Origin of the sequence: Shewanella sp. H8, from assembly GCF_040285065.1 — a bacterium.
GTDB lineage: Bacteria > Pseudomonadota > Gammaproteobacteria > Enterobacterales > Shewanellaceae > Shewanella > Shewanella polaris.
This window is the reverse complement of the sequence record NZ_CP157213.1, coordinates 2,058,436-2,081,655: the sequence shown is the minus strand read 5'-3', so window position 1 is coordinate 2,081,655 and position 23,220 is coordinate 2,058,436. Positions and strand designations below refer to the sequence as shown.

23 protein-coding genes are annotated in these 23,220 nt (G+C 40.8%); 11 read left to right on the top strand and 12 right to left on the bottom strand.

Annotation, left to right across the window (positions count from 1 at the left end):
* Window positions 1-18 precede the first annotated feature (18 nt).
* From hypF to ABIS04_RS09025, 7 genes are all read left to right on the top strand, one after another.
* Window positions 19-2,415 (top strand): carbamoyltransferase HypF, encoded by a 2,397-nt coding sequence (hypF, locus tag ABIS04_RS09055; RefSeq protein WP_350433245.1) that lies wholly within the window; start codon window positions 19-21, stop codon window positions 2,413-2,415.
* A 225-nt stretch (window positions 2,416-2,640) separates the two neighbouring features.
* The gene (hypB, locus tag ABIS04_RS09050) at window positions 2,641-3,360 is read left to right on the top strand and encodes a hydrogenase nickel incorporation protein HypB (RefSeq protein ID WP_350433244.1); all 720 of its coding nucleotides are present in this window, start codon (window positions 2,641-2,643) and stop codon (window positions 3,358-3,360) included.
* A 2-nt stretch (window positions 3,361-3,362) separates the two neighbouring features.
* Window positions 3,363-3,605 carry a HypC/HybG/HupF family hydrogenase formation chaperone gene (locus tag ABIS04_RS09045; protein WP_350433243.1) on the top strand — a complete coding sequence of 81 codons (243 nt, stop codon included), beginning with the start codon at window positions 3,363-3,365 and terminating at the stop codon, window positions 3,603-3,605.
* Window positions 3,602-4,729, top strand: coding sequence for a hydrogenase formation protein HypD (gene hypD, locus ABIS04_RS09040; RefSeq protein ID WP_350433242.1), 1,128 nt, complete (start codon window positions 3,602-3,604; stop codon window positions 4,727-4,729). Before ABIS04_RS09045 ends, hypD begins: the two co-directional genes overlap by 4 nt.
* Window positions 4,719-5,726: a hydrogenase expression/formation protein HypE gene (gene hypE, locus ABIS04_RS09035; RefSeq protein ID WP_350433241.1), complete on the top strand. Its 1,008-nt coding sequence runs from the start codon at window positions 4,719-4,721 to the stop codon at window positions 5,724-5,726. The genes hypD and hypE overlap by 11 nt, the downstream gene beginning before the upstream one ends.
* On the top strand, window positions 5,726-6,070 hold the full coding sequence (locus ABIS04_RS09030; protein ID WP_350433240.1) for a hydrogenase maturation nickel metallochaperone HypA: 345 nt from the start codon (window positions 5,726-5,728) through the stop codon (window positions 6,068-6,070). The genes hypE and ABIS04_RS09030 overlap by 1 nt, the downstream gene beginning before the upstream one ends.
* 113 nt (window positions 6,071-6,183) lie before the next feature.
* Window positions 6,184-6,348, top strand: coding sequence for a hypothetical protein (locus ABIS04_RS09025; RefSeq protein WP_167496002.1), 165 nt, complete (start codon window positions 6,184-6,186; stop codon window positions 6,346-6,348).
* A 191-nt stretch (window positions 6,349-6,539) separates the two neighbouring features.
* On the opposite strand, the gene ABIS04_RS09020 is transcribed toward ABIS04_RS09025, so the two are convergent.
* The gene (locus ABIS04_RS09020) at window positions 6,540-8,297 is read right to left on the bottom strand and encodes an acyl-CoA dehydrogenase (protein ID WP_350433239.1); all 1,758 of its coding nucleotides are present in this window, start codon (window positions 8,295-8,297) and stop codon (window positions 6,540-6,542) included.
* Between the two features lie 240 nt (window positions 8,298-8,537).
* Between ABIS04_RS09020 and ABIS04_RS09015 the strand changes: the two genes are divergently transcribed.
* Window positions 8,538-9,449 (top strand): hypothetical protein, encoded by a 912-nt coding sequence (locus ABIS04_RS09015; protein WP_350433238.1) that lies wholly within the window; start codon window positions 8,538-8,540, stop codon window positions 9,447-9,449.
* Between the two features lie 168 nt (window positions 9,450-9,617).
* Here ABIS04_RS09015 and ABIS04_RS09010 read toward each other — a convergent pair whose 3' ends face one another.
* Window positions 9,618-10,529, bottom strand: a complete 912-nt coding sequence (locus ABIS04_RS09010) for a LysR family transcriptional regulator (protein WP_350433237.1) — start codon at window positions 10,527-10,529, stop codon at window positions 9,618-9,620.
* A gap of 200 nt (window positions 10,530-10,729) precedes the next feature.
* On the opposite strand from ABIS04_RS09010, the gene ABIS04_RS09005 reads away from it, so the two are divergent.
* Together ABIS04_RS09005 and ABIS04_RS09000 are read left to right on the top strand one after the other, a co-directional pair.
* Window positions 10,730-10,975: a DUF2798 domain-containing protein gene (locus ABIS04_RS09005; RefSeq protein ID WP_350433236.1), complete on the top strand. Its 246-nt coding sequence runs from the start codon at window positions 10,730-10,732 to the stop codon at window positions 10,973-10,975.
* Window positions 10,976-11,000: 25 nt separating this feature from the next.
* Window positions 11,001-11,522: a hypothetical protein gene (locus ABIS04_RS09000; protein ID WP_350433235.1), complete on the top strand. Its 522-nt coding sequence runs from the start codon at window positions 11,001-11,003 to the stop codon at window positions 11,520-11,522.
* A gap of 60 nt (window positions 11,523-11,582) precedes the next feature.
* On the opposite strand, the gene ABIS04_RS08995 is transcribed toward ABIS04_RS09000, so the two are convergent.
* The 9 genes from ABIS04_RS08995 to aroA all read right to left on the bottom strand — a co-directional run bounded on the left by ABIS04_RS08995 (window position 11,583) and on the right by aroA (window position 19,740).
* Window positions 11,583-12,134 carry a DUF2058 domain-containing protein gene (locus tag ABIS04_RS08995; protein ID WP_350433234.1) on the bottom strand — a complete coding sequence of 184 codons (552 nt, stop codon included), beginning with the start codon at window positions 12,132-12,134 and terminating at the stop codon, window positions 11,583-11,585.
* A gap of 27 nt (window positions 12,135-12,161) precedes the next feature.
* Window positions 12,162-12,989: an SDR family oxidoreductase gene (locus tag ABIS04_RS08990; protein ID WP_350433233.1), complete on the bottom strand. Its 828-nt coding sequence runs from the start codon at window positions 12,987-12,989 to the stop codon at window positions 12,162-12,164.
* Window positions 12,990-13,097: 108 nt separating this feature from the next.
* Window positions 13,098-13,796: an orotidine-5'-phosphate decarboxylase gene (gene pyrF / locus ABIS04_RS08985; protein WP_350433232.1), complete on the bottom strand. Its 699-nt coding sequence runs from the start codon at window positions 13,794-13,796 to the stop codon at window positions 13,098-13,100.
* 66 nt (window positions 13,797-13,862) lie between these two features.
* Complete coding sequence (gene lapB / locus ABIS04_RS08980) at window positions 13,863-15,023, bottom strand: lipopolysaccharide assembly protein LapB (RefSeq protein ID WP_350433231.1); 1,161 nt, start codon at window positions 15,021-15,023, stop codon at window positions 13,863-13,865.
* Window position 15,024: 1 nt separating this feature from the next.
* Window positions 15,025-15,321 (bottom strand): LapA family protein, encoded by a 297-nt coding sequence (locus ABIS04_RS08975; RefSeq protein ID WP_137227241.1) that lies wholly within the window; start codon window positions 15,319-15,321, stop codon window positions 15,025-15,027.
* Window positions 15,322-15,442: 121 nt separating this feature from the next.
* Entirely contained in the window at window positions 15,443-15,730 is a 288-nt protein-coding gene (ihfB, locus tag ABIS04_RS08970; protein ID WP_137227242.1) for an integration host factor subunit beta, read from the bottom strand.
* Between the two features lie 77 nt (window positions 15,731-15,807).
* Window positions 15,808-17,475 carry a 30S ribosomal protein S1 gene (gene rpsA, locus ABIS04_RS08965; RefSeq protein WP_137227243.1) on the bottom strand — a complete coding sequence of 556 codons (1,668 nt, stop codon included), beginning with the start codon at window positions 17,473-17,475 and terminating at the stop codon, window positions 15,808-15,810.
* A 113-nt stretch (window positions 17,476-17,588) separates the two neighbouring features.
* Complete coding sequence (cmk, locus tag ABIS04_RS08960) at window positions 17,589-18,278, bottom strand: (d)CMP kinase (protein WP_137227244.1); 690 nt, start codon at window positions 18,276-18,278, stop codon at window positions 17,589-17,591.
* A gap of 181 nt (window positions 18,279-18,459) precedes the next feature.
* Window positions 18,460-19,740 carry a 3-phosphoshikimate 1-carboxyvinyltransferase gene (gene aroA / locus ABIS04_RS08955; RefSeq protein ID WP_350433230.1) on the bottom strand — a complete coding sequence of 427 codons (1,281 nt, stop codon included), beginning with the start codon at window positions 19,738-19,740 and terminating at the stop codon, window positions 18,460-18,462.
* A 438-nt stretch (window positions 19,741-20,178) separates the two neighbouring features.
* On the opposite strand from aroA, the gene ABIS04_RS08950 reads away from it, so the two are divergent.
* Entirely contained in the window at window positions 20,179-21,369 is a 1,191-nt protein-coding gene (locus tag ABIS04_RS08950; RefSeq protein ID WP_350433229.1) for an amino acid aminotransferase, read from the top strand.
* A 78-nt stretch (window positions 21,370-21,447) separates the two neighbouring features.
* Here ABIS04_RS08950 and ABIS04_RS08945 read toward each other — a convergent pair whose 3' ends face one another.
* A complete protein-coding gene (locus ABIS04_RS08945; protein ID WP_350433228.1) occupies window positions 21,448-23,220 on the bottom strand; it encodes an FAD-binding protein in 1,773 nt (590 codons plus the stop codon).

Here is a 23,220-nt window from a genome sequence, read left to right as displayed (position 1 = left end):
GGGTGGGATTGAGTCTTAATGAAGCCATTACAACACGTTACCATTATTGTTAAAGGTATTGTACAAGGGGTCGGATTCCGCCCCTTTGTATTTCGTCTTGCACATCAATTAAATTTAATGGGTAGTGTGCTCAATAATCATCTCGGGGTGACCATAGTGTTACAAGGCCGCGGTGATCTTATCGATGAATTTGTTAATACTTTGACTCAATTGCCACCGCCTTTAGCGCGGATTGATGCGATAGAATTAACTCATCAAGCTCATGTAGGCACTTTTACTTGTTTTAGTATTATCGACAGTGAACCCACTGCCGGCGAACATGCCAAAGTGGCCATTTCTGCCGACATGAGTATTTGCCACGATTGCCACAATGATATTGACGACCCACATAATCGCCACTACCAATATCCTTTTACCAATTGCACCAATTGCGGTCCGCGCTACACCATTATCAATGCCCTACCATACGACAGATGCAATACTGCCATGGCTGATTTTGAAATGTGTGATGACTGCCATGCTGCTTATACTGACCCACTGAATCGCCGCTATCATGCTCAGCCTATCAGTTGTCCACATTGTGGACCGCAATTATCATTTAGTTCTATTAATGACAATAATGAATTTCTTTATGATTCATCGATGTTAGTCGCATTAGAGCAAGCTGTTGAAATGATAAACCGTGGCGGCATAGTCGCCATTAAAGGATTAGGTGGATTCCATTTAGTGTGCGACGCCACCAATAACGATGCCGTTGAAACACTGCGCCAACGCAAACAACGCCCCGCCAAGCCGTTTGCCATTATGGTGACAGACTTAGCCCAAGCTCAATTGTGTGTCAATGGTACTGATACAGAATGGCGAACATTAACCAGTGCAGAAAAACCCATTACTTTGATGCAAAAACGGTTAAATAACGAGATTAATAATAATGGTCTACAACACAGCAATATCGAACTGAGTCCACTGTTAGCTCCGGGTATCGATAAGCTTGGAGTATTTTTACCCTACACTCCTTTGCATCATTTATTGATGAAACAACTTAACAAACCCATTGTTGCAACCAGCGCTAATCTGAGTGGTGAACCCATCATCACCAATAAAGCTGAGATAGTGCAACATTTAGGTCATGTTATAGATGGCATACTCGACCATAATCGACCAATTATTAATGCTTGTGATGACAGTGTAGTACAAGTGATTGACGATCAATTACAAGTCATTCGATTAGCCCGCGGTTATGCACCGTTGACGATTAACCTTCAATCGCCAATGCTTGCTGACTCACAAAACAGAGTTTTGGCGGTTGGTGCACAGCAAAAAAATACCATTGCATTCGGATTTGATAACAATTTAATTGTATCACCACATATTGGTGATTTATTTAGTGTTGAAGCGCAACAATACTTTAGCCAAAGCTTAGCCACATTTAAGCGTTTGTATAACTTTACCCCTAACTATATTGCCCATGATAATCATCCACAGTACGCGCCAACTGAATGGGTCAATAATTACCAAAAACAGCATCAATTACCCTCTTCTCACATTATCGGCGTACAACATCATTTTGCCCATGTGTTATCGATTATGGCATTTCATCAACGCACAGATAAGGTATTAGGATTCAGTTTTGATGGTACAGGATTAGGAGACAACGGCGTATTATGGGGTAGCGAAGTGATGTTAGCTGACATCAACGGATTTACCACGTTGGCGCACTTTAGCTCATTTAAGTTGATTGGCGGTGAGCAAGCCATTAAACACCCAGTTAGGATTTTGCTAGCATTATTGTTTGATCAAATGCCGCTAGCACAAGTAATGACACTACCTATCGCAGCTATTCAAGCTTTAGGGACACAAACCATCACTAATTTGTATCAATTATGGCGCAATAACAGCCATTGCGTTGAATGCCGTTCTGTTGGACGCTTATTTGATGCACTTGCCGTAGCATTAGACTTTATTGGAAGTTCGCAGTACGAAGGCCAAGCGGGCATGATGATTGAATCTGCAGCAAATGACTATGCTACACATTCAAGTCAGTCATATTTTTCAATTAACATTAACAGATTAACAACAGAATCAACTGTTCCTATCCAATGGAATAGTAGTGATTTTATCACTCAGTTAGTCAATTGCGCAGTAGACAACGCGCAAATTCCGTTCATTAAACAACAGCTTTGTTGGCACTTTATTAACGAGATTGGCCAGCAACTCAATGTTATCGGCCAACAGTATCCACAGTTACCACAGGTGTTTTGTGGTGGTGTATTTCAAAATAAAACCTTACTCAGCCAGTGTCTCGCCGATTGTCATCTTGGTCATCGGCAGGTTTTAACCAGTGGTCATGTGCCGATTAATGACGGTGGAATTGCATTAGGACAATTATGGTTTGCTATTCATCACATGACTTAATGAATCAAGGTGATCTATAAAAGTAATAACATATTAATCATGGTGTTAGATTGAAATTTTCGATGAGTTTATCATTGCGGTCTAGTGAGATATTGATCACACTAATGACATAATAACAAGTTAGTTCACAGTGTTTAAAGCAAAAAATGATGTGTATCAAGGAATCGAGTCCTTATATAACAGACACTGCTAAATAGACATAATGACAAGGTTAAGGAAAATAATATGTGTAAAGATTGCGGCTGCTCAATTACCCATGATCATGACCATACTCTTCATAGTAATCCTCAGCTTAATGACAAAAAGACCTTAGCGGTTATTCATAAGATATTAGATAAGAATGATGTAGAAGCGCAGCATAACCGCGATCATTTTGCGGAACATCATGTTAGTGCTTTTAACCTTATGAGCAGTCCTGGTAGCGGTAAAACCAGCCTATTAGAATGTTTACATGAATATTTGAATGCTCGCTATGCCGTCATTGAAGGCGATCTTGAAACCTCTCGCGACGCCGACCGTTTAAAAGCTAAAGGCATTGATGCTTTTCAGATTCAAACGGGTTCAGCCTGCCATCTTGATGCTTTTATGGTTCATGGCGCACTGCATCATATCAATCTAGATGATGTTGACATTTGCTTTGTAGAAAACGTCGGCAACTTAGTGTGTCCTGCCAGTTATGACGTTGGTACTCATAAAAATATTGTCTTGTTATCGGTACCTGAAGGTGATGACAAAATTGAAAAATATCCGGTGATGTTTCGCCGAGCAGATTTAGTGGTTATTACCAAATCAGACTTATTACCTCACTTTGATTTCAGTATTGATGAAGCTAAAGCTCAGTTAAGTAAACTCAATCCTAATGTTGAATTATTAGTTGTATCGGTGAAAAATCCTGATTCAATGAAAACCTTAGCTAATTGGTTTGATGAACACAAGGAATATTAACGATGTGTTTATCCGTCCCCTCGAAAGTAGTTGAAATTCATGATGATGCAACGGTTACAGTTGACACTCTTGGTGTTAAACGCCGTGTTAGCTGTCATTTAATAACCGATCCGCTACAGATTGGCGACTTTGTGTTGATTCACATTGGCTTTGTGATGAATAAAATTGATCACAAAGATGCACAAGAAAGCCTCAAATTATATCAACAAATCGTTGCTCAAATGGAATTGGAGACTGAGCAATGATAAGTCTTAATGACTTTTACCAAGGATTTCGCGATCCTCAGACAATCCGTCATTTGGCACAATTAATTGCTCAACAAGCGGCAAAAACGACCCAACAAATTAACATTATGGAAGTGTGTGGTGGTCATACTCACACCATTATGAAATACGGAATATTGCAGTTATTACCCAGTAATATTCACTTTATTCATGGCCCAGGTTGTCCTGTTTGTGTTATGCCAAAAGAACGGATTGATCATGCTGCTGTTCTTGCTTCGCAAACTGACACTATTTTGGTGACGTTAGGTGACATGATAAAAGTACCGGGTTCGAAAGGTAGTTTGGCGCAATTTAGATCGGAAGGCTGTGATATTCGACCAATATACGATCCATTAGATACATTAGCCATTGCACGTGACAATCCTGATAAAACGGTTATTTTCTTCGCTATAGGGTTTGAAACCTCTACCCCAATGACTGCGGCATTATTGGCGCAAGCAGAAGCACAAAATATTGATAATATTTTATTTCATATAAACCATGTGCTTGTTCCTCCGGCCATTGATGTGGTGATGTCTGATAGTCGCAGTAAAGTGAATGCGTTTATTGGTCCTGCACATGTTAGCGTAATTAGTGGATCTAAAATTTACCAATCCACTGTTGATAAATACAAAACTCCCGTAGTGGTGTCAGGATTTGAACCTGTCGATGTTATGGAATCTATTTTACGTATTGTCCGGCAGAAGGTCGCAGGCAAAGCTGAGCTTGATAATCAATATAGCCGCTCGGTGAGTTACGATGGCAATATTGCAGCTCAACAATTAGTCGATAAATATTTTATGGTTCGCGATAGCTTTCGTTGGCGTGGACTCGGCCCTATAGCCAATTCGGCACTCACTCTGCGACCTGAATATCAGCACCGTGATGCTGAACGTATTTATGCTGATATTTTACCAACGGTAGAAATAGATGATCATAAAGCGTGTATGTGTGGTGATATTTTGCGTGGATTAGCAAACCCAAGAGACTGTAAAGTTTTTGGCAGAGGTTGTTCTCCGCAGTCGCCACTAGGCAGTTGTATGGTGAGTTCTGAAGGTGCGTGTAATGCTTATTACCGTTATGGAGAAGTGAATAATGCCAACTAAAAAAACCATCCAACTTAGCCACGGTGGTGGTGGTAAAGAAATGAATCAGTTAATTACTGATCTGTTTTTTAAAGCATTTAATAACCCAATTTTGGCCTCTCAAGAAGATGCTGCCAAGTTAAACATGTGCGGTCCTATTGCCTTCACTACAGACTCATTTACCGTTTCTCCATTATTTTTTGCTGGTGGCAATATTGGTAAACTTGCTGTGGCAGGTACAGTAAATGATTTAGCCATGATGGCCGCTCAACCAGAATACCTTAGCTGCAGCTTTATTATTGAAGAAGGTTTCCCGCTTGATGACTTAACCACCATTGTGAATAGCATGGCAGAAGAGTTACATAAGTCTGGCGCTCGAATTGTATGTGGCGACACCAAAGTGGTACCTAAAGGCTGCGCCGATGGCATATTTATCAACACTTCAGGAGTTGGCCGTATTTTAAATCCCGATATTTCAGCGTCTAACTTGCAACGTGGTGACGCCATTATTGTGTCTAGAGATATTGGTCGACATGGCGCAGCCATTTTAATGGCTCGTGATGGCCTGACGCTTGAGTCATCACTGTGCACCGACTGCGATACATTATGGCCAATTGTAGAGCAACTACTGGCTGCCAATGTCAAGATCCATGCTATGCGCGATGCCACACGTGGCGGCATTTCAGCTGTATTAAACGAGTGGGCGATTGCTTCAAATGTGGGAATTACTATTGATGAAGCTGCAATTCCTGTAAGCAATGAGGTCAAAGGATTATGTGAGTTATTTGGTTTTGAACCTTATGATTTAGCAAACGAAGGAACCTTTGTCCTGGCACTACCAATGTCGATTGCAAAAGGCGCTATTGAAGTGATGCAACTTTATGGTCACTGTGAAATGGCAGCAATTATTGGTGAAGTCACCGAACAACAGCCAGGAAAAGTCATTTTAAATACGCCCTGGGGTAGCAGACGATATTTAGATTTACCTCAAGGTGAGCTACTGCCGAGGATTTGTTAATGCACGAATATTCGGTTGTTATGTCATTGATGGAACAATGCGAATCACTGGCTTTAGAACATCAGGCCAAAGGCATAGAACAAGTACAACTGAAAATAGGCATATTAAGTGGCGTCGAACCAGCATTACTGTCGCAAGCATTTGAGACTTTTAAGCTTGAGACTGTATGCCATAACGCCAAATTGATTCTCAACATTCAACCATTAGTGTTGCAATGCCGAGACTGTAATACTGAATCTCAAGTCAATGAACGTACGATTATCTGTTCTGCTTGTGGCAGTAATAATACCTTAGTGACTGATGGCGAAGACATGATGCTGATGCAATTGGTGTTGGATACATAAACCGTTAAATTAACCAATTTAAAGACATTACACACTAAGCTAGATTAACAACAAAAATTGTACTCTACGCAAGTAAATACAATAAAAGTGAACACAACAAAAAGGACCACACCATGAAATACTTATCTCTTGCCTTTATTTTAGCCACTATTCCATCTCTTGCTATGGCACATGAGGGACATGGTGGTGTTGGACTGTTTCATCATTTATATCAATTAGTACCAGCCATTGCGTTAGTCGCAATGGTATTGTTTATTTATTGGAAGCGTAATAGATAAACTTTTTTCTTGAATAATTGATGGTAAGTAATACACAACCTTATATCAAGGCAGTGCTATGTTAGTAGAACATCACTTATGCTTATCATTTGCTTCAGAGTAAAATTTCAATAAAAAAGCCTTCCGATGGAAGGCTTCTTATTAATGTTTATCTACAAAATGTTAAGTCATTCTATTGGGTAAATTATTACTTAGAACATCTCAGCTGGCATAGCCATAATAGACTTATCACCCTGATTAACTTGTGATAAATGATATTGAGATTTTGATAATAGCTTGTCCATGTAGAAATCGGCCACAAACTGCTTTTGCGCAGTAAAGGTTGTATCTTCATGGCTTGACGCTTTGTCGGCCATCAACAGCCAGAAGTAACCGTACAAGGCATAACCAAAGGCATCTAAAAAGTCGACCGCACAAGCGTTCACTAATGCAGGTTGGGCTTTCTTGTTATCATTGATGTAGTTAGCCGTAGTCAGCAATTCTGCAAACACTTGGCTGACTGTGGCTTTATGTTCAGCATTAGCTTGAGTTAATTCAGCAAGGCTCGCATTCACTTCAGCAACAAATTCAGTCAAGGTGGCCACATTATCATAAGTAATTTTACGGCCTAAAAAGTCGATTGCTTGAATACCGTTAGTGCCTTCGTAAATTTGTGCAATACGAGTATCACGCACAAACTGCTCGATACCGGTTTCGCGAATATAACCATGACCGCCAAACACTTGCTGAGCCATAACTGTGGCATCTAGACCTCGGTCAGTTAAAAATGCTTTGGATACTGGCGTTAATAAACCTACATATCTTGCCGCTTTTGTTTGTACATCTCCACTGGCGTATTTTGCCAAATCTAACTGTTTACCTGTATAAACAGATAATGCACGACCCGCTTCCGTCATTGCACGGATCGTTAATAACATGCGGCGGACATCGCCATGCACAATAATAGGATCGGACGTTGCACCCGTTGCAGAGCCTGCAGCAGCAACGCCTTGTAAACGCTCTTTAGCATAATCACTGGCCATTTGATAAGCCGCTTGTGCGTTACCTAAGCCTTGTAAACCAATGGCTAAACGTTCGTAGTTCATCATAGTGAACATACACACTAAACCACGATCAGGCTGACCCACTAAAAAGCCTTTGGCATTGTCATAATTCATGACACAGGTAGCTGAGGCTTTAAGTCCCATTTTATGTTCGATAGAACCTACTGTAACGCCATTAGACTCGCCTAGGCTACCGTCTGCATTTACGTTGAATTTAGGTACGATAAATAAAGAAATACCTTTTGAACCCGGTAATTTTGCCAATACTAAATGGATCACGTTTTCAGTTAAATCATGGTCGCCGCCAGTAATAAAAATCTTGTTACCGGTTATAGAATAACTGCCATCATCAAGTGCTTCAGCTTTGGTACGGATACCTTTTAAGTCTGAACCTGCGTGTGGCTCGGTCATGTCCATTGCACCAGCCCATTGGCCAGAATATAAATTAGGTAAATAGGTTTGCTTTAATTCGTCATTTGCATGTGCATTAATACATAATGCTGCACCAGCAGTCAGGGAATTGTATAACGTAAACGAATTACACGCGCTGTAGCTCATTTCATCCACTAATACACCAAGCATTTTAGGCATTCCCATGCCACCAAAGTCAGCTTCCCCACAAAGCCCTACCCAACCGCCTTCTGAAAACTGTTGATACGCTTCTTTAAAGCCATCCGGTGTAATAATGTCATTGCCTTTATGAACTACACCTTGTTCATCGCCGCTGCGGTTTAAAGGGTGAAGTAGATCACGGCTGATCTTATTCGCTTCATCTAAAATAGCTAATGCAGTATCCATATCAACAGCATCAGCCATGGCAGGAAGTTGCTCCCACGTTGATTTGGCATCAAATACCTGTTCTAACAAGAATTGCATGTCCTTTAACGGGGCTTGGTATGGGTTCATAAGAGTCTCTTAAACAAATAATTAAAACAGGTGTTTTAATTTATACTAAAGTGTCACAAAAAGAAAAGGTTTTTTAACCTAATTTTGACCTCACTACAGACAAAAGTACTTTTATAAAGAATATCGACCTATCACAGTATCAATGAGTTACAATTATTTTATGCTCATTGAGTTGTCACCTATTAAGATGAGCAATGTAATGGTCTTCCACCTATTTTAGATAAAAGCGAACTAAACGTAATGCACACAACAAATGACTCAGCAATTCCCTTAACCACTGCGACTGAGTCGTACCAAGAAGTGACCATCATTGGTAACGCCCATGGTGATTGGCAACCTGCAAAAATTGGCCATAGCTTTATTTTTAATGGCACACAGCATGATGACGATAATGTTATCAACATCTGTAATGGCCCTTATGCTGGCTCAGCTGATGCCTTTACAGTCAGTAATAGCCTAGATGACACGCAACTAGTATTGTTACTCACACAAGTAGCGAATACACTGAAAAATAAATTAAATTGTTGGCCATCATCAGGTTTAGTCACCCTTTTTTTAATGTCGATTGTGGCTAAACACGTTAATGTACAACGGATGTCGTTGTTGCCGTCATTGCAACGATCACAAGACATGTCTGCGGGTGATTATTTACCCTGTATGGTGCATAACTGGTTAGGAGAGCGTCGTCTTGCATTAGGGTTGCAATTAACCAATGACAATATTATGTGGCCTGAATTATTGATTAATGAAGCTACAATGCAAGTTGAACTTGATGCCAGTTTAGAAATGCCTGATATCAATCCATTTGAAGTGTTACTGAGTGATCTAGTTCGACAACGAGAGCAAAAACCAAATAACATTAAGTTTTCTACAGCACAAACCTTAGCCTTGCAAGTCACAACCGAGCGCCCTATTAACCTGGATATGCAATATGCGCTATTGGCCGCGTTAAGTAATTTACCCAGCGTGCATTGGCTGTCTTATGCAAGCCAAGAAGACTTACTCACTGCTGAAGCATTGTTTTACAATGAAGACCCACAAAATAGCACCAGTTATTGGTACCTAGTCGATTACCAAGCATCACAGTTTTTAGATGTCATCCGCCATCACTTAGCCTATTGCCAGCAAGTATTTGCATTAACAGCTAAATAAAATCAACCATTAAATGTAAATGATTTACATAAAATGATGTTGTCCTGTTCGTCATTCAGATTAAGCCATTTAATTTGATGACCGTTCTTCTTATACGTTACATCGGTGATAACGCTATTATTCAGAATCGATAACCAATATGTGATCTATAAATGCGCAATAACTACGTTATTGTCCAATAGACGACAGAAACTCATTTGGGTTTTCCATATGCTTAAAAATGCTGTCTCTAAATGCAACCACGCGCGCTGAGATTAACTTCCTGTCGACCCACACGATATAAGCATTACCAGAAGGACAGTGTACCTCTGGTAAAATAACGACTAGTTCACCTTTTTTAACAAACTCATCTAAAACAGCACTCGGCAACAAACAAATACCTACACCAGCTTTAGCAGCTTGTATAGTCAGTCGTAAACTGTTGACAGAATACTTCGGTTTTACAGGTACTTTTAACAGTCGGTTATCTTGTTTAAGTTCCCAATATGGCATGGTATTGACCGCAAGTAGGTGATGTTGTTGAAGCTGCTCTACCGAATCTGGCTGTCCAAACGTGCTGATATAGCTGGGTGATGCAGCTAATGACAATGGTGACTCGAACAAGCGACGTTGTACTAAGTGAGGTGTTTGAGTTGGTGTGGTAACTACAGCCAAATCTATTTGATCTTCAAAGAAACGTTGGGTATCAGAGGCAAAAGTAATATGCACATTAACACCAGGGTGTTGCTGCATAAATGATATCGCGATTTTTTGCAAAAAATAGTCAGCAAACGGTTCAGGGCAAGAGACATGAATATCCCCAGTGAGCATCGGCTGGCTATTATTGAGCAGCTGCCATTGCTCATCAAGTTGTCCAAATATCCCAGAAAAACGCTGATAATACTCTTCTCCTGCGGCCGTTAATTGAAACTGTTTTGCGTTTCGATGAATCAGCTTTTCACCCAGTTTATCTTCAAGATGTGCGACCGCCCGCGATAATGTAGGTGCAGAAACCTTGTTCTGTAAACTCGCAGCAGCAAAGCCACCACTTTGTACCGATTGACAAAACCAGTGAAGATTTGCAATGTCTTTTGCATTCATGACTTACCTTAGTATTAATTAGTATTATCGGTAACAAATTAACCATTCAATTTTTAAAATCAGAAAGAATGAAATCTCGATGCATAATAGATTAATGGTAAGCATTCATTTTTGCACGCATAAAATTCATAATTAACTATTTTTGATTGTTTAATCAACATTTATCATCACTGTATTGATTCAATACCAGGAGTAATACAGTGAGAAAGTTTCCAAGTAAGTTTAAATATCCTCTTATGATATCGATGGTGTTACCAACCATGCTATTGAGTATGCCAGCCATTATTACTTATAAGAGTATGCCTCAAGATGGAGAATTTATCGCACTCTGGTTTGACACTATCGTTCAAGTTGTACCCAGTGCATTAATTTTACTTGCTGTGGTTGCTCCAACAATAAGAGTATTTGTCTCTACAGTATTGATCGAACAAGAAGCCGATAATTAATCTACTCTATTAAAAAGGTCACATTATGAACACGCAACTATTGTTAGAGTTGGCACTGTTAGCAGGTTTGCTAGTCTTATCTGCACTGGTCATTAAACGATTCGGAAAAAATAACAATACGACAGCTCAAAAACTACAGCTTTTTTTAACGGGGTTACTCGGTGGTTTTTTAATAATGGCAGGAACCGTTAAATTTTTCGATCCGTTTACAACGATGTTTACGACACAAATTAGCTTAAGTGAATTGCCTTTTCCGACACTATCACGCTGGGCTGGACAACTGGGAGAGATAACTGCAGGATTGATTTTTTTATTTGCATTGATATTACGAAAATCGTTAAATAACCAGTTAACACACTACGCTTTATACGGTGCAAGTTCGTTGACAACCATCATTATGTTTGTTGCTGTGTACGTTCATTTATTGCCAGGTGTACCAGCGGAAGTGTTGCCTTTACAGTCTAAACCGCCTGTATTAACGGTGATCATTATTTTACTTGTGTGGTTGAACGCATATTTGTTTCATAAAAATAAAAGATTATTTTAAGACTTAACGATATGATTTGCTTGGCACAATATTAGCCAAGCAAATCAAAATGATACTTTATTACCACATTAAGTCATCTGGGATCGCGTAATCAGCGTATGGATCATTTGCATCGCTCACTTGTGCAACTGAATCTTTCGCCTCTTTATCCCACAAATAACCGCACCATTGTGGAACAAGTAGCTTCACTCGCTCTGCGAGCTTATGCGGTACGATGTAGGTTTTATCTTCATAACGGACTATACCTAAACTGCCATTGAGTAAATCAGCTTGGATTTTATCGGTAATATAAACCGAATAAATCTTATTTTCTAAAGTGAAGTTAAACTTAAGCTCAGCATCTCGCGCTATGGTAATTGCAAACTTAGAAAACTCGCTGATTAAACCACGTACCTGACCTTTTTCAGATGCTTCAGCAAAGCGTTGTTCATTCAATGCTTTATCTTTTTTCGCTTGTTCTAATTTTTGCTCAGCAATTTGTTGCTTGAGCTCTGAACTGCCGTCATCAACTTTGGCTTTTTTGTCACGACGCTTTTGTGTCTTTGCGTCCCGTACTTTTTGTTTACTGGCAAGACCAGCTTTAAGCAGTTGATCTTGTAATGCATTTGCCATGGTGTTTACCTTTAATTTTATCGATTTTTATAAACCGTGCTTGGCGGCTATTTCGCCTAATTCTGTCATTGCAATACTGGCACCACCTAATGACCAACCACCGTCAACCGGTAATACTACTCCAGTGATGTAGGATGCCATATCTGATGCAAGGAACAAGGCTGCATTGGCAATATCTTGACCTTTACCATTGCGTTTTAGCGGCACACTATTTGCCACCCGCTGTTGGAGTTCATCACTGGGAGCTAAGCGGTTAAAGCCTTCAGTGTCAGCAATGGGTCCTGGTACGATAGAGTTAATTCGTATCCCTTCAACGCCCCACTCTAGTGCTAATGTACGAGTTAACATATCAACGCCAGCTTTTGCGGCGCAAACATGTACTTGTAACGGCATTGCGATATACGCTTGTGGTGCTGAAATTTGAATAATGCTGGCATTAGGGCGTGATAACAATGGGTAAGCCTGTTTCAACACTTGAAAACTGCCAATTAAATCAATATCAATGACCGATTTGAAACCATTGTTCGACAGCTTTGCTGCACTGGCCGGAAAGTTACCAGCTGCACCACTCAGTAACACATCAATATGACCGTAAACATCTGCAATTTTTGCAAAACCCACCGTTAAGGCATCGTTGTCACGCACATCGAAACTAACACCTAAATGCTTGGCATTCGGATTAGCTTGAATCAGTAATTCAACCGCGGCATTGACCTTATCAATACTGCGACTCGCGACGGCAACATTGGCTCCGGCTTTAGCAAATTGAATGGCGACTTGAAGATTAATGCCTGATGTACCGCCAACTACAACAACATTTTTACCTGTGTAATCAAACCCTTTGTCATCAAACATAGTCATCCCTTATTTCTGTGTGATTTTGGTTAATGTAGATGAGTTACCCTTGTAGTGTAGATTGACTAAGTACCATGACTGAATCAAAACCACTACCGCGATAACAAATTAAACATGTAGTGATTGGTAAATAGCCTTAAGTGCTGCTAATGGGTCGGCAGCTTGAGTAATTGGTCGACCAATCACCAAATAATCTGAACCTGCTGCAATAGCTTGTGGTGGTGTCATCACTCGATGTTGATCACCCGCGTCACTGCCTGCTGGGCGAATACCGGGTGTGACTAACAGAAAATCTTTGCCAAATGATGATTTAAGTAACTTAGCTTCTTGGGCCGAACAAACAACACCATCAAGCCCTGCTTGATGGGTTAATTTCGCTAAACGTAATACATGCTCAAAGGCTGGCACATTGATACCGAGTAACGCTAAGTCTTCATCAGACATTGAGGTTAATACAGTAACAGCAATCAACAATGGTGCGTCTTTACCGAACGGTTCTAACGCCTTCTTGGCTGCTTGCATCATGCTTAATCCACCGCTGGCATGGACATTGGTCATCCACACACCTAAATCGGCAGCCGCAGCAACGGCTTTGGCGACCGTATTGGGAATATCATGAAATTTTAAATCGAGAAACAAATCAAAATTACGACTGTGGATATCGTTAACCAGTTCAGGTCCGAATAACGTAAACATCTCTTTGCCGATTTTTAAACGACACATGTCTGGGTCTAGTTTATCAATAAAGGTTAATGCATCTTTTTTATTGTCATAGTCGAGGGCAACTACAATTGATTTATCAGTCATTAGGACTCCAGCGGCAATAGCTTGTGTTAGTACATTTATTATAGTGTCGTGAGTGCGATGATGACGTTATTCACCATCAAGCCCTTTGATACGCTTGATACTGCCCCATTGTTTACATGATGGACAATGCCAATATAAACCATGAGACGGAAAACCGCAGGCAGTACAGCGATAACTAGGGCGAAATTTAATTTGTTGTTCTACCAGCTGTTCAAGCATAGATAAACTTTGTTTCGCCTGCCCATCTTCAGCTTGTTTAATATGTAATTTCATTAAGTGCTGAAAACCCTTCATTGTCGGATGACGATAGAGGTTATCCAGCATCATGGTTTCGGCACTTTGATGTTGATTAAGACTTATTTTGTGTTCAGCAAGAGCCACAACCACACTGGCACCCGCGCCATCTGCAATTGCTTTAGCAAGCAGTTCGTGAAAACCATCGGGGTCTTGAGTGTCTCTATAGACTTGTTTCGCAATTGAAACACCGTCAGCAAATAAGTCAATGTCAGCCACTTTGAGTTGTTGTAACGCTTGTTTACATAAATCAAATTGGCCAGCATCGAGATAAATTTTAGCTAAGGTTAACCAAGCTCGGCCGCATTTTGAGTCTTGCTTAATGGCTTGCTGCAGTTTTTTAATTTTATCTGCATCGTCATTAGCTTCATCAGCGAGTTGGCAATAAAAGTGTGCAGTGGTGCATTTGAGCACTTGCTGGCGTTTCCGAGGTAATCGTTTAGTAATATCGATGGCACTTTGCCACTCTTTAGTCACTTGGTAGATTAACAGAAGTTGTGTTTCAGCTTCTTCACTGTGGTCATCTTGACTGACTAAATTAATAAAAATCTCTTCGGCTCGGTCGTAAAAACCTGCAGCCATATAATCTTTACCCAACTCCATCATGGCTATATCACGCTGCTCATTGGTCAAACTCGGCCTAGCAATCAAGTTTTGATGAATACGGATTGAGCGGTCTACTTCACCACGCTTGCGAAAGAGTGACCCTAACGATAAATGAGTGTCGATAGTTTCATCATCAACATCAAGCATACTTATAAATAGATCGACCGCTTTATCAGACTCGTTCGACAATAAAAAATTAAGCCCAGTAAAATAATCTCGGCTTAACTTTTTACTATGCTGGCTATCGTTATGACGAATACTGCGTCGTCCCATGTACCATCCATAACCGGCAGCGATAGGCAATAACAAGAACAAGATTTCTAGCATACTAGGCGGCTTGGTCCTTAGGCGTTACTGCAACGCTTGTTGTGTCAGCAGCGGTAAGTTTTTTCAACGCTTTGTTACTTTTACGTAACGCAAGTTTTAGCTTAATGATGTGATAACAGGCAAATATCCAGCTGATGATAAAACCGCTGAAAAAGACTACTGCTAGTACCACAGGTAACCGATACTGCCCTTCGGCAATAAAGTAACTTAAGGTAACCACTTGTTCATTTTTAGCACCAAATAATAATGCTAAAACAAATAACAATCCTACTAATATAATTGCAATAAATGATCTCACGCTATTCTCCATACAGGCGCATCAATATAATGATTATCCAAGAATTTTACTGAGCTGACCAGCATTGACTGACATTAGATACAAAAAAGCCTCCAAAAGGAGGCTTTTTTTAAAGCGTTAATCAAAGATTAACAGCATCGACACGTTCGCGCAGTTCTTTGCCTGGCTTAAAGTGCGGTACATATTTGCCTTCCAAGTCAACAGAGGTTCCTGTTTTTGGATTACGGCCCATACGCGGTGCACGATAGTGAAGTGAAAAACTACCAAATCCACGGATTTCGATACGATCACCGCTTTCTAATGTTGTTGCCATTTGCTCCAACATTTCTTTGATTGCACTTTCCACTTCTTTCGCCGACAGTTGCGACTGCCTAGTGGCAAGTTTTTCGATAAGTTCAGATTTTGTCATCTTAGCTATTCCATATTATCAAGCCAAACACAGTCGCCTAATGGGGACCACGTCCCCATACAACAGACGATCTTCGATTACTTACGAGCTGCTTTAAATGCTTCAGCCATTGCGCTGCTCATTACAACTTCGTCTTGCTTGTTCAAAGTAGCAATCGCTTCTTTCTGTTCAGCTTCATCTTTCGCTTTGATAGATAAGCTGATAGAACGATTCTTACGATCTACACCCATGAACTTAGCTTCGATTGCATCGCCTACTGAGTATACAGTAGATGCATCTTCGATACGATCTGCAGAGATGTCAGCAACACGAATGTAGCCTTCAACTGTTTCTGCTAATTCAACTGTAACACCTTTAGCGTCAACAGCAGAAACAGTACCGTGAACTACGGTGCCTTTCTTCTTGTCAGCTAAGTATGCGTTGAATGGATCATCTTCAGTTTGCTTAACACCTAAACTGATGCGCTCACGCTCTGGGTCTACTGAAAGAACCACTGCATGGATTTCGTCGCCTTTCTTGTATTCAGAAACTGCATCTTCGCCAGTACCGTTCCAAGAAATGTCAGATAAGTGAACAAGACCATCGATTCCACCGTCAAGACCGATAAAGATACCGAAGTCAGTGATTGACTTGATCTTACCAGATACTTTGTCGCCTTTGTTAAACTTAGTTGCGAAGTCATCCCATGGGTTAACTTTACACTGTTTAAGGCCTAGAGAAATACGACGACGTTCTTCATCGATGTCTAGTACTAACACTTCAACTTCATCACCTAAGTTAACAACTTTAGATGGGTGAATGTTTTTGTTAGTCCAATCCATTTCAGAAACGTGTACTAAACCTTCAACGCCTTCTTCGATTTCGACGAAGCAACCGTAGTCAGTTAAGTTTGTTACGCGACCAGTAAGCTTAGTGCTTTCTGGGTAACGCTTGCTGATTTCTAACCATGGATCTTCGCCAAGTTGCTTAAGACCTAGTGATACGCGAGTACGCTCACGGTCATACTTAAGTACTTTAACGTTGATTTCGTCACCAACATTAACGATTTCTGATGGGTGCTTAACACGTTTCCAAGCCATATCAGTGATATGTAAAAGACCGTCAACACCACCTAAGTCTACGAATGCACCGTAGTCAGTAAGGTTTTTAACGATACCTTTAACAGCTTGGCCTTCTTGTAGATTCTCAAGAAGAGTATCACGTTCAGCACTGCTTTCAGATTCGATAACTGCACGACGAGAAACAACAACGTTGTTACGCTTCTGGTCAAGCTTGATAACTTTGAATTCTAATTCTTTGTACTCTAAGTGAGCGGTGTCGCGAACTGGGCGCACATCAACTAGAGAACCTGGTAAGAAGGCACGGATACCGTTTAATTCAACAGTGAAACCGCCTTTAACTTTACCATTAATGATACCGATTACAGTTTCAGCATCTTCGTACGCTTTTTCTAGAACAATCCAAGCTTCATGACGCTTAGCTTTTTCGCGAGACAATTGAGTCTCACCGAAGCCATCTTCAACAGAGTCAAGGGCTACGTCAACTTCATCACCAACTTGAATTTCTAAAACACCTTGTGCGTTTTTGAATTCGTCAGCATTGATTGGGCTTTCAGACTTAAGACCAGCGTCAACAAGTACCATACCGTTTTCGATGGCAACAACTGTACCACGGACGATAGAACCTGGACGGAACTCTAAAGTTTCAAGGGATTGTTCAAATAGATCAGCAAAAGATTCAGTCATGTTTTAGGTTACTTCATATTTAAAACCACCATCCATCCTAGATGTGGAGTCTAGTAATATTATTCATGTCATCCTTAACACGAATACCTACTGCACAATAAACGACAATTCGCCTACGTAACAGTAATTTTTTGTTTAACGTATTCAAGCACCTGCTTTAATACATCATCTATACCTACACCACTTGTATCAATAACAAGTGCGTCATCAGCTGGGACTAATGGCGAAGCGGCGCGATTGATGTCGCGGTCGTCTCGTTCAATAATTTCAGCTAAAAGGCGATCGATTTTAACATCGAAGCCCTTGTCCTGCAACTGATTATAGCGTCTTTGAGCCCGTTCTTCAGCAGATGCAGTTAAAAATATTTTTACCGGTGCTTTAGAAAAAACCACCGTACCCATATCGCGTCCGTCAGCGACTAAACCAGGTTTGACACAAAAAGCCCGTTGGCGACGTAATAATGCCTCACGTACACGCGGTAACGCGGCCACTAAGGATGCTGCATTTGAGCATTCTTGGGTACGAATCGTCGTGGTGACATCTTCACCCTCAAGAATCACTTTAATCGCATCTTTCTCAGTGCCAGTCAAAAATTGAACATCAAGATGTGCAGCTAATAACGTCAGTGCTTCTTCGTTTTCTAGTTCAACATCATGATGAATAGCGGCTAAGGCTAAAACACGATAAATTGCACCACTGTCTAATAAATGCCAACCTAAATGCTGCGCCAATAATTGGCAGATTGTCCCTTTCCCTGCACCGCTAGGGCCATCAACTGTGATCACTGGAGATCGTTCTGACATAAGTTCCTCCGAAAATAATCTATCGTCCCTGAAAAAGATAAAGGGTTCGTCAAAATAAGCGCGCGCATTGTATAACAAAAAAATGTTAATTACTGATGAATTTTCAGTTATTAAAATCAAGATCGTCCTTATACACATACCTTATATGCAAAATGGCCAATTTGACTATAGCTATACGGTGTTATTTAGCCAACTGTAAAAATTGGTCAAAGTAATCTGGGAATGTTTTAGACGTACAGTCAGGATCATTGATAGTGATGCCACAATCAGCAAATGCCATTAATGAGAAACACATCGCCATACGATGATCATTGTAGGTGTTAATCGCCGCCGTATTTAATGCTTCAGGTGGTGTGATGGTAATGTAATCGTAGCCTTCCTCAACAATCGCGCCTACTTTACGTAATTCAGTGGCCATAGCGGCTAAACGGTCGGTTTCTTTAATACGCCAATTGTAGATATTGGTCAGTTTTGTAGTGCCTTTAGCAAATAATGCCGCTGTTGCAATGGTCATTGCTGCATCTGGAATATGATTCATGTCCATTTCAATGGCACTAAGATTCGATTTTCTGGCAATAATGAAATCATCACCCCACTCTATGTCAGCCCCCATTTGCGCCAAGGCATCTGCAAACTTTACATCGCCTTGAATGCTTAAGCGGCCCACGCCCGTTACTTTAACTTCACCACCTTGGATAGCTCCGGCGGCAAGAAAATATGATGCAGATGATGCATCACCTTCCACAAGCACTTTTCCAGGTGATACATATTGTTGGCCGGCTTTAATTTCGAATCGTTGATATTGATGATTAATCACTTCAACACCAAACTGTTTCATTAACGCGATGGTGATATCAATATAAGGTTTGGAAACAAGTTCACCTTTGATCTTAATATTGACGCTGTCTTTAGTCAGCGGCGCGACCATTAGCAGTGCCGTTAAAAACTGGCTTGATAAATCACCAGCAATTTCGACATCGCCGCCATTAAGTCCAGTGGCCTTAATTGTTAATGGTGGAAAACCGTCATTTTTAAGGTAAGTCACATCTGCGCCTAATTGACGAAGTGCATCGACTAAATCGCCAATCGGACGTTCTTCCATTCGTGGCTCGCCAGTTAAGGTAAACTCTCCTTGCCCTAACGTTAAGGCTGCACACAATGGACGCATTGCAGTACCGGCATTGCCTAAAAACAAACTTTGCGCAGCATCCGATGAAATTGGCCCTGCATTCCCCTCAACAGTACACACTGTCTTATCATCACTTAACTTATAGTTAATACCCAGTTGCTTAAGCGATGCCAACATATAACGAATATCATCTGAATCGAGCAAGTTTGTAAGTGTGGTGCTGCCTTTGGCAAGTGTCGCTAATAATAATGCACGGTTTGAAATACTTTTAGATCCGGGAATATTAATTTCGCCATCTATACAAGTAATAGGATTAAGACGCAGTTGCTTCATTCGCTTTCTTCTTTTTGCTAAAGATTAAGTTCGTTTTAATCTTGGTGGTTAACATCACTCATTTATTGCCAGACAGCGTAAATCAAGTGGAACAAATTCATTACAGGGGTTAACTTGGTAATTGTTAATTAATTATTACCATTACAGGCTAACAGAATACGGATAATGACGATTATTGCTAGTACCAATAATTCATTTTATTGCCATTTACACCTGCTAATACTCGTTTACTCGTTAAGAACAGAGCAAAACAATGTAATGGAGCACCATTACAGCAGATAATTTATCGATATGACAGTATTATTTATCCGTTCAGTAAACTTTGCAGATGAAAAAATCTCAATATTCAATTAATTGAGATAGCGATCAATTATGACTTTATCTCTTTGTTTAAAGCACGTTATGCTTAGGGCAAATAGCTAATATAAGGTTCTATTCATGTTCAATACCCTAACAGCCTTACCTGCTGATCCTATTTTAGGTCTGCTAACTCAATATCGTGAAGACAGTCACCCAAATAAAGTCGATTTAGGTGTCGGCGTTTACAAAGACCCTGTTGGCCATACGCCCATTTTAGATTGCGTTAAAGCAGCTGAAAAAATTCGTTTAGACACAGAAACAACCAAAGTCTACATCGGCCCTACGGGTTCAGCATCGTTTAACCAGTTAATGGGTGAATTAGCCTTTGGTGCTAGCCACACAGCATTACTGGCTAACCGAGTGCGTACAGTGTCTACCCCTGGTGGAACAGGTGCCCTGCGTGTTGCAGCAGACTTTATTAAACGTTGTAATCCTAATGCGGTGTTATGGGTGAGCGATCCAACTTGGGCAAATCACACAGGTTTATTTGAGGCTGCTGGTATTACGGTTAAAACCTATCCATATTACGACTACAATACTAAAACTCTCAAATTTGAACAGATGATGGCGGCGTTAAATACCATTGGTAAAGATGATGTGGTGTTATTGCATGCTTGTTGCCATAACCCTAGTGGTATGGATTTAACGCCTGAGCAGTGGGATGAAGTCGTTAAGATAACGGCTAAGCAAGGTTTCACACCATTAATTGACATGGCTTACCAAGGTTTTGGCGATGGTGTTGATGAAGATGCTTATGGTGTTCGCCAAATGGCCGCATCAGTTGAAAACATGATTTTATGTAGCTCTTGTTCCAAAAACTTCGGCTTATACCGCGAACGTATTGGTGCTTGCTCTATTGTAGCTAAAGACAGTGCAACGGCAGATGTCGCACTATCAGTATTGTTGTATGTAGTGCGCTGTATTTATTCAATGCCACCTGCTCATGGCGCTGCGATTGTTGAAACCATTTTAGGGACGCCAGCGCTTAAGCAACAATGGTTAGATGAGCTTAAAGTGATGCGAGATCGTATTAACGGTAACCGCACTATGTTGGTTGAGCAATTAGCCGCCAATGGTGTTGACCGCGACTTTAGTTTTATCGCTCATCAAAAAGGTATGTTTTCATTTCTAGGTGTTAACCCACAACAAGTTGCCGCATTGAAACAGCAATATAGCGTCTATATGGTCGGTTCAAGCCGCATCAGTATTGCCGGTATTAGTGAAGCAAACGTTGATTACCTTGCTAAATCGATAGCTGCTGTACTATAAGTCGTTATTACTAGGACTGACCATAATGAAACAGCCGACTCCTTGAGTCGGCTGTTTGTTATTAACTCAGCTACTCATTTAACTAAAGTTTGGCCAGCTATCAAAGTGTTGCTTTTCTAATCGCATATTGCCATTGGTATCTTTAGAGATATTGATCCATGCTTGCCAGTTTTCATAATCAACGTCTGGGTAATCTAAACGATAATGACTGCAACGACTTTCTGTACGCATAATTGATGCCTTGAGTTTCATTTCTGCGGTAACAATCATGTTTTCAGTTTCATGAGCCAAACGCAGCGCATGGAGATCATCAGCCATGAGCATCGGAACATGATGTTCATTGAGCTCTTCTACATAGGCCAATGCTGCTTGCATCATGCGTTCCTTTTTAATATAAAGCACAAAATTAGGGATCATCACGCCTTGTAATACTTGGGTTACCCACGCGGGGCTATAACCCCGTTTACGCGTCAATGGTTCGAGTATCTGCTGGTTAACTAAAGCTAAATATGCTTCAGAAACCGTTAGTTTTCCTTTGATATTTAAACTGTCTTTAGCTGCCGCTTCACCCGCAATAGCGCCCTGCACGGCCGAACCTGAAAGAGATGAACCAATTTGTGTATAAATACCGCCAGACATATATGAACCTAAAGCATCACCAGCAGCATATAATCCGGGTATAGTGGATAACCCTTGCTCATTAATTGGCACCAATCCTTCTGATTTGTGAATTGCCATACCTGCACTTGAACCACCTACTTGATTGCCTCCCATCCCCGGAGGACCTGAGTGACCTTTACCTGAAATTAACGTTCTTATAAAGCCTTCTTCTTGTGGACGTGGTGGTGGTCCTGAACGTTTAAATACATCTGGTACAAATGGACCTGCTGGAAATGAGTCAAGTTTAGCTGCCTGGTTTTGTTCACTCTTTCCTGCATGCTGTGGTGGCATCATCATTACCGGAGCCCCCTGAGTATAAGCTTGATAATTCATATCGACACCCAAGTCATGATGAATTTCAGCCGCTGTAACTGATGGTTTTTCTTCAATTTGACCATGCCAATTGTCGTAACAAGAACCTGAATTCTTAGCCGAACCGGGATGTCCATCGTTCCATTCTTTACCCGTTACTTTAGCGCCAATTTTATAAGCCATAATGGTGCCGTCATGGGTTAAATCACATACAGGAAAACCACTGGGTTTGAAACCACCCGACCCAGTACACAAGACCACTGTTTTGGCATGATAATGAACGATTTTTAATTCATCTAAACTAAAACCTGAGGCGCCTACAACCCTGCCATCTTGCTTTAACAAATGAGTTATCATGATACGTTCCTCAACGGGAATATTACGTTCGTTGAGGGGCTTCATAAAACTATGATGATAAAGTGGTGAATCAAAGAATCCCCATGCCTTAAGCTCTTGTACTCGATCATAAGAATGCTCAGCTAATTGTCTTGTAAATACAGGATTATTAGTCTGAATAGCAGATTCTGTTACTTGGGCAACAAATTCATCAATACTCATGATGGCATTGTCTTTATCGTAACTAAAAATCCCTTTTGCAAAAGGCGTTAACCCTGAGCTACCGATTCGGCCTTTGGATACTATTAGGGTTTTCGCGCCTGCATCATGGGCTTTTACGGCAGCAAATAAACCCGCCATGCCACCACCTATAATCAGCACATCAAGCTCACGATTATCGATAGTAAAGTCTTTGCTGTTTATCTTAGGTTTATTCTCTTGTGCGGGCGCGTCAAATGGAATACTAGCGAATGCTGCAGCTCCAGCGATTCCGCCTGCTATGCCGATAAATTGACGACGAGATAAATTTTGTTCAGGTTTCAT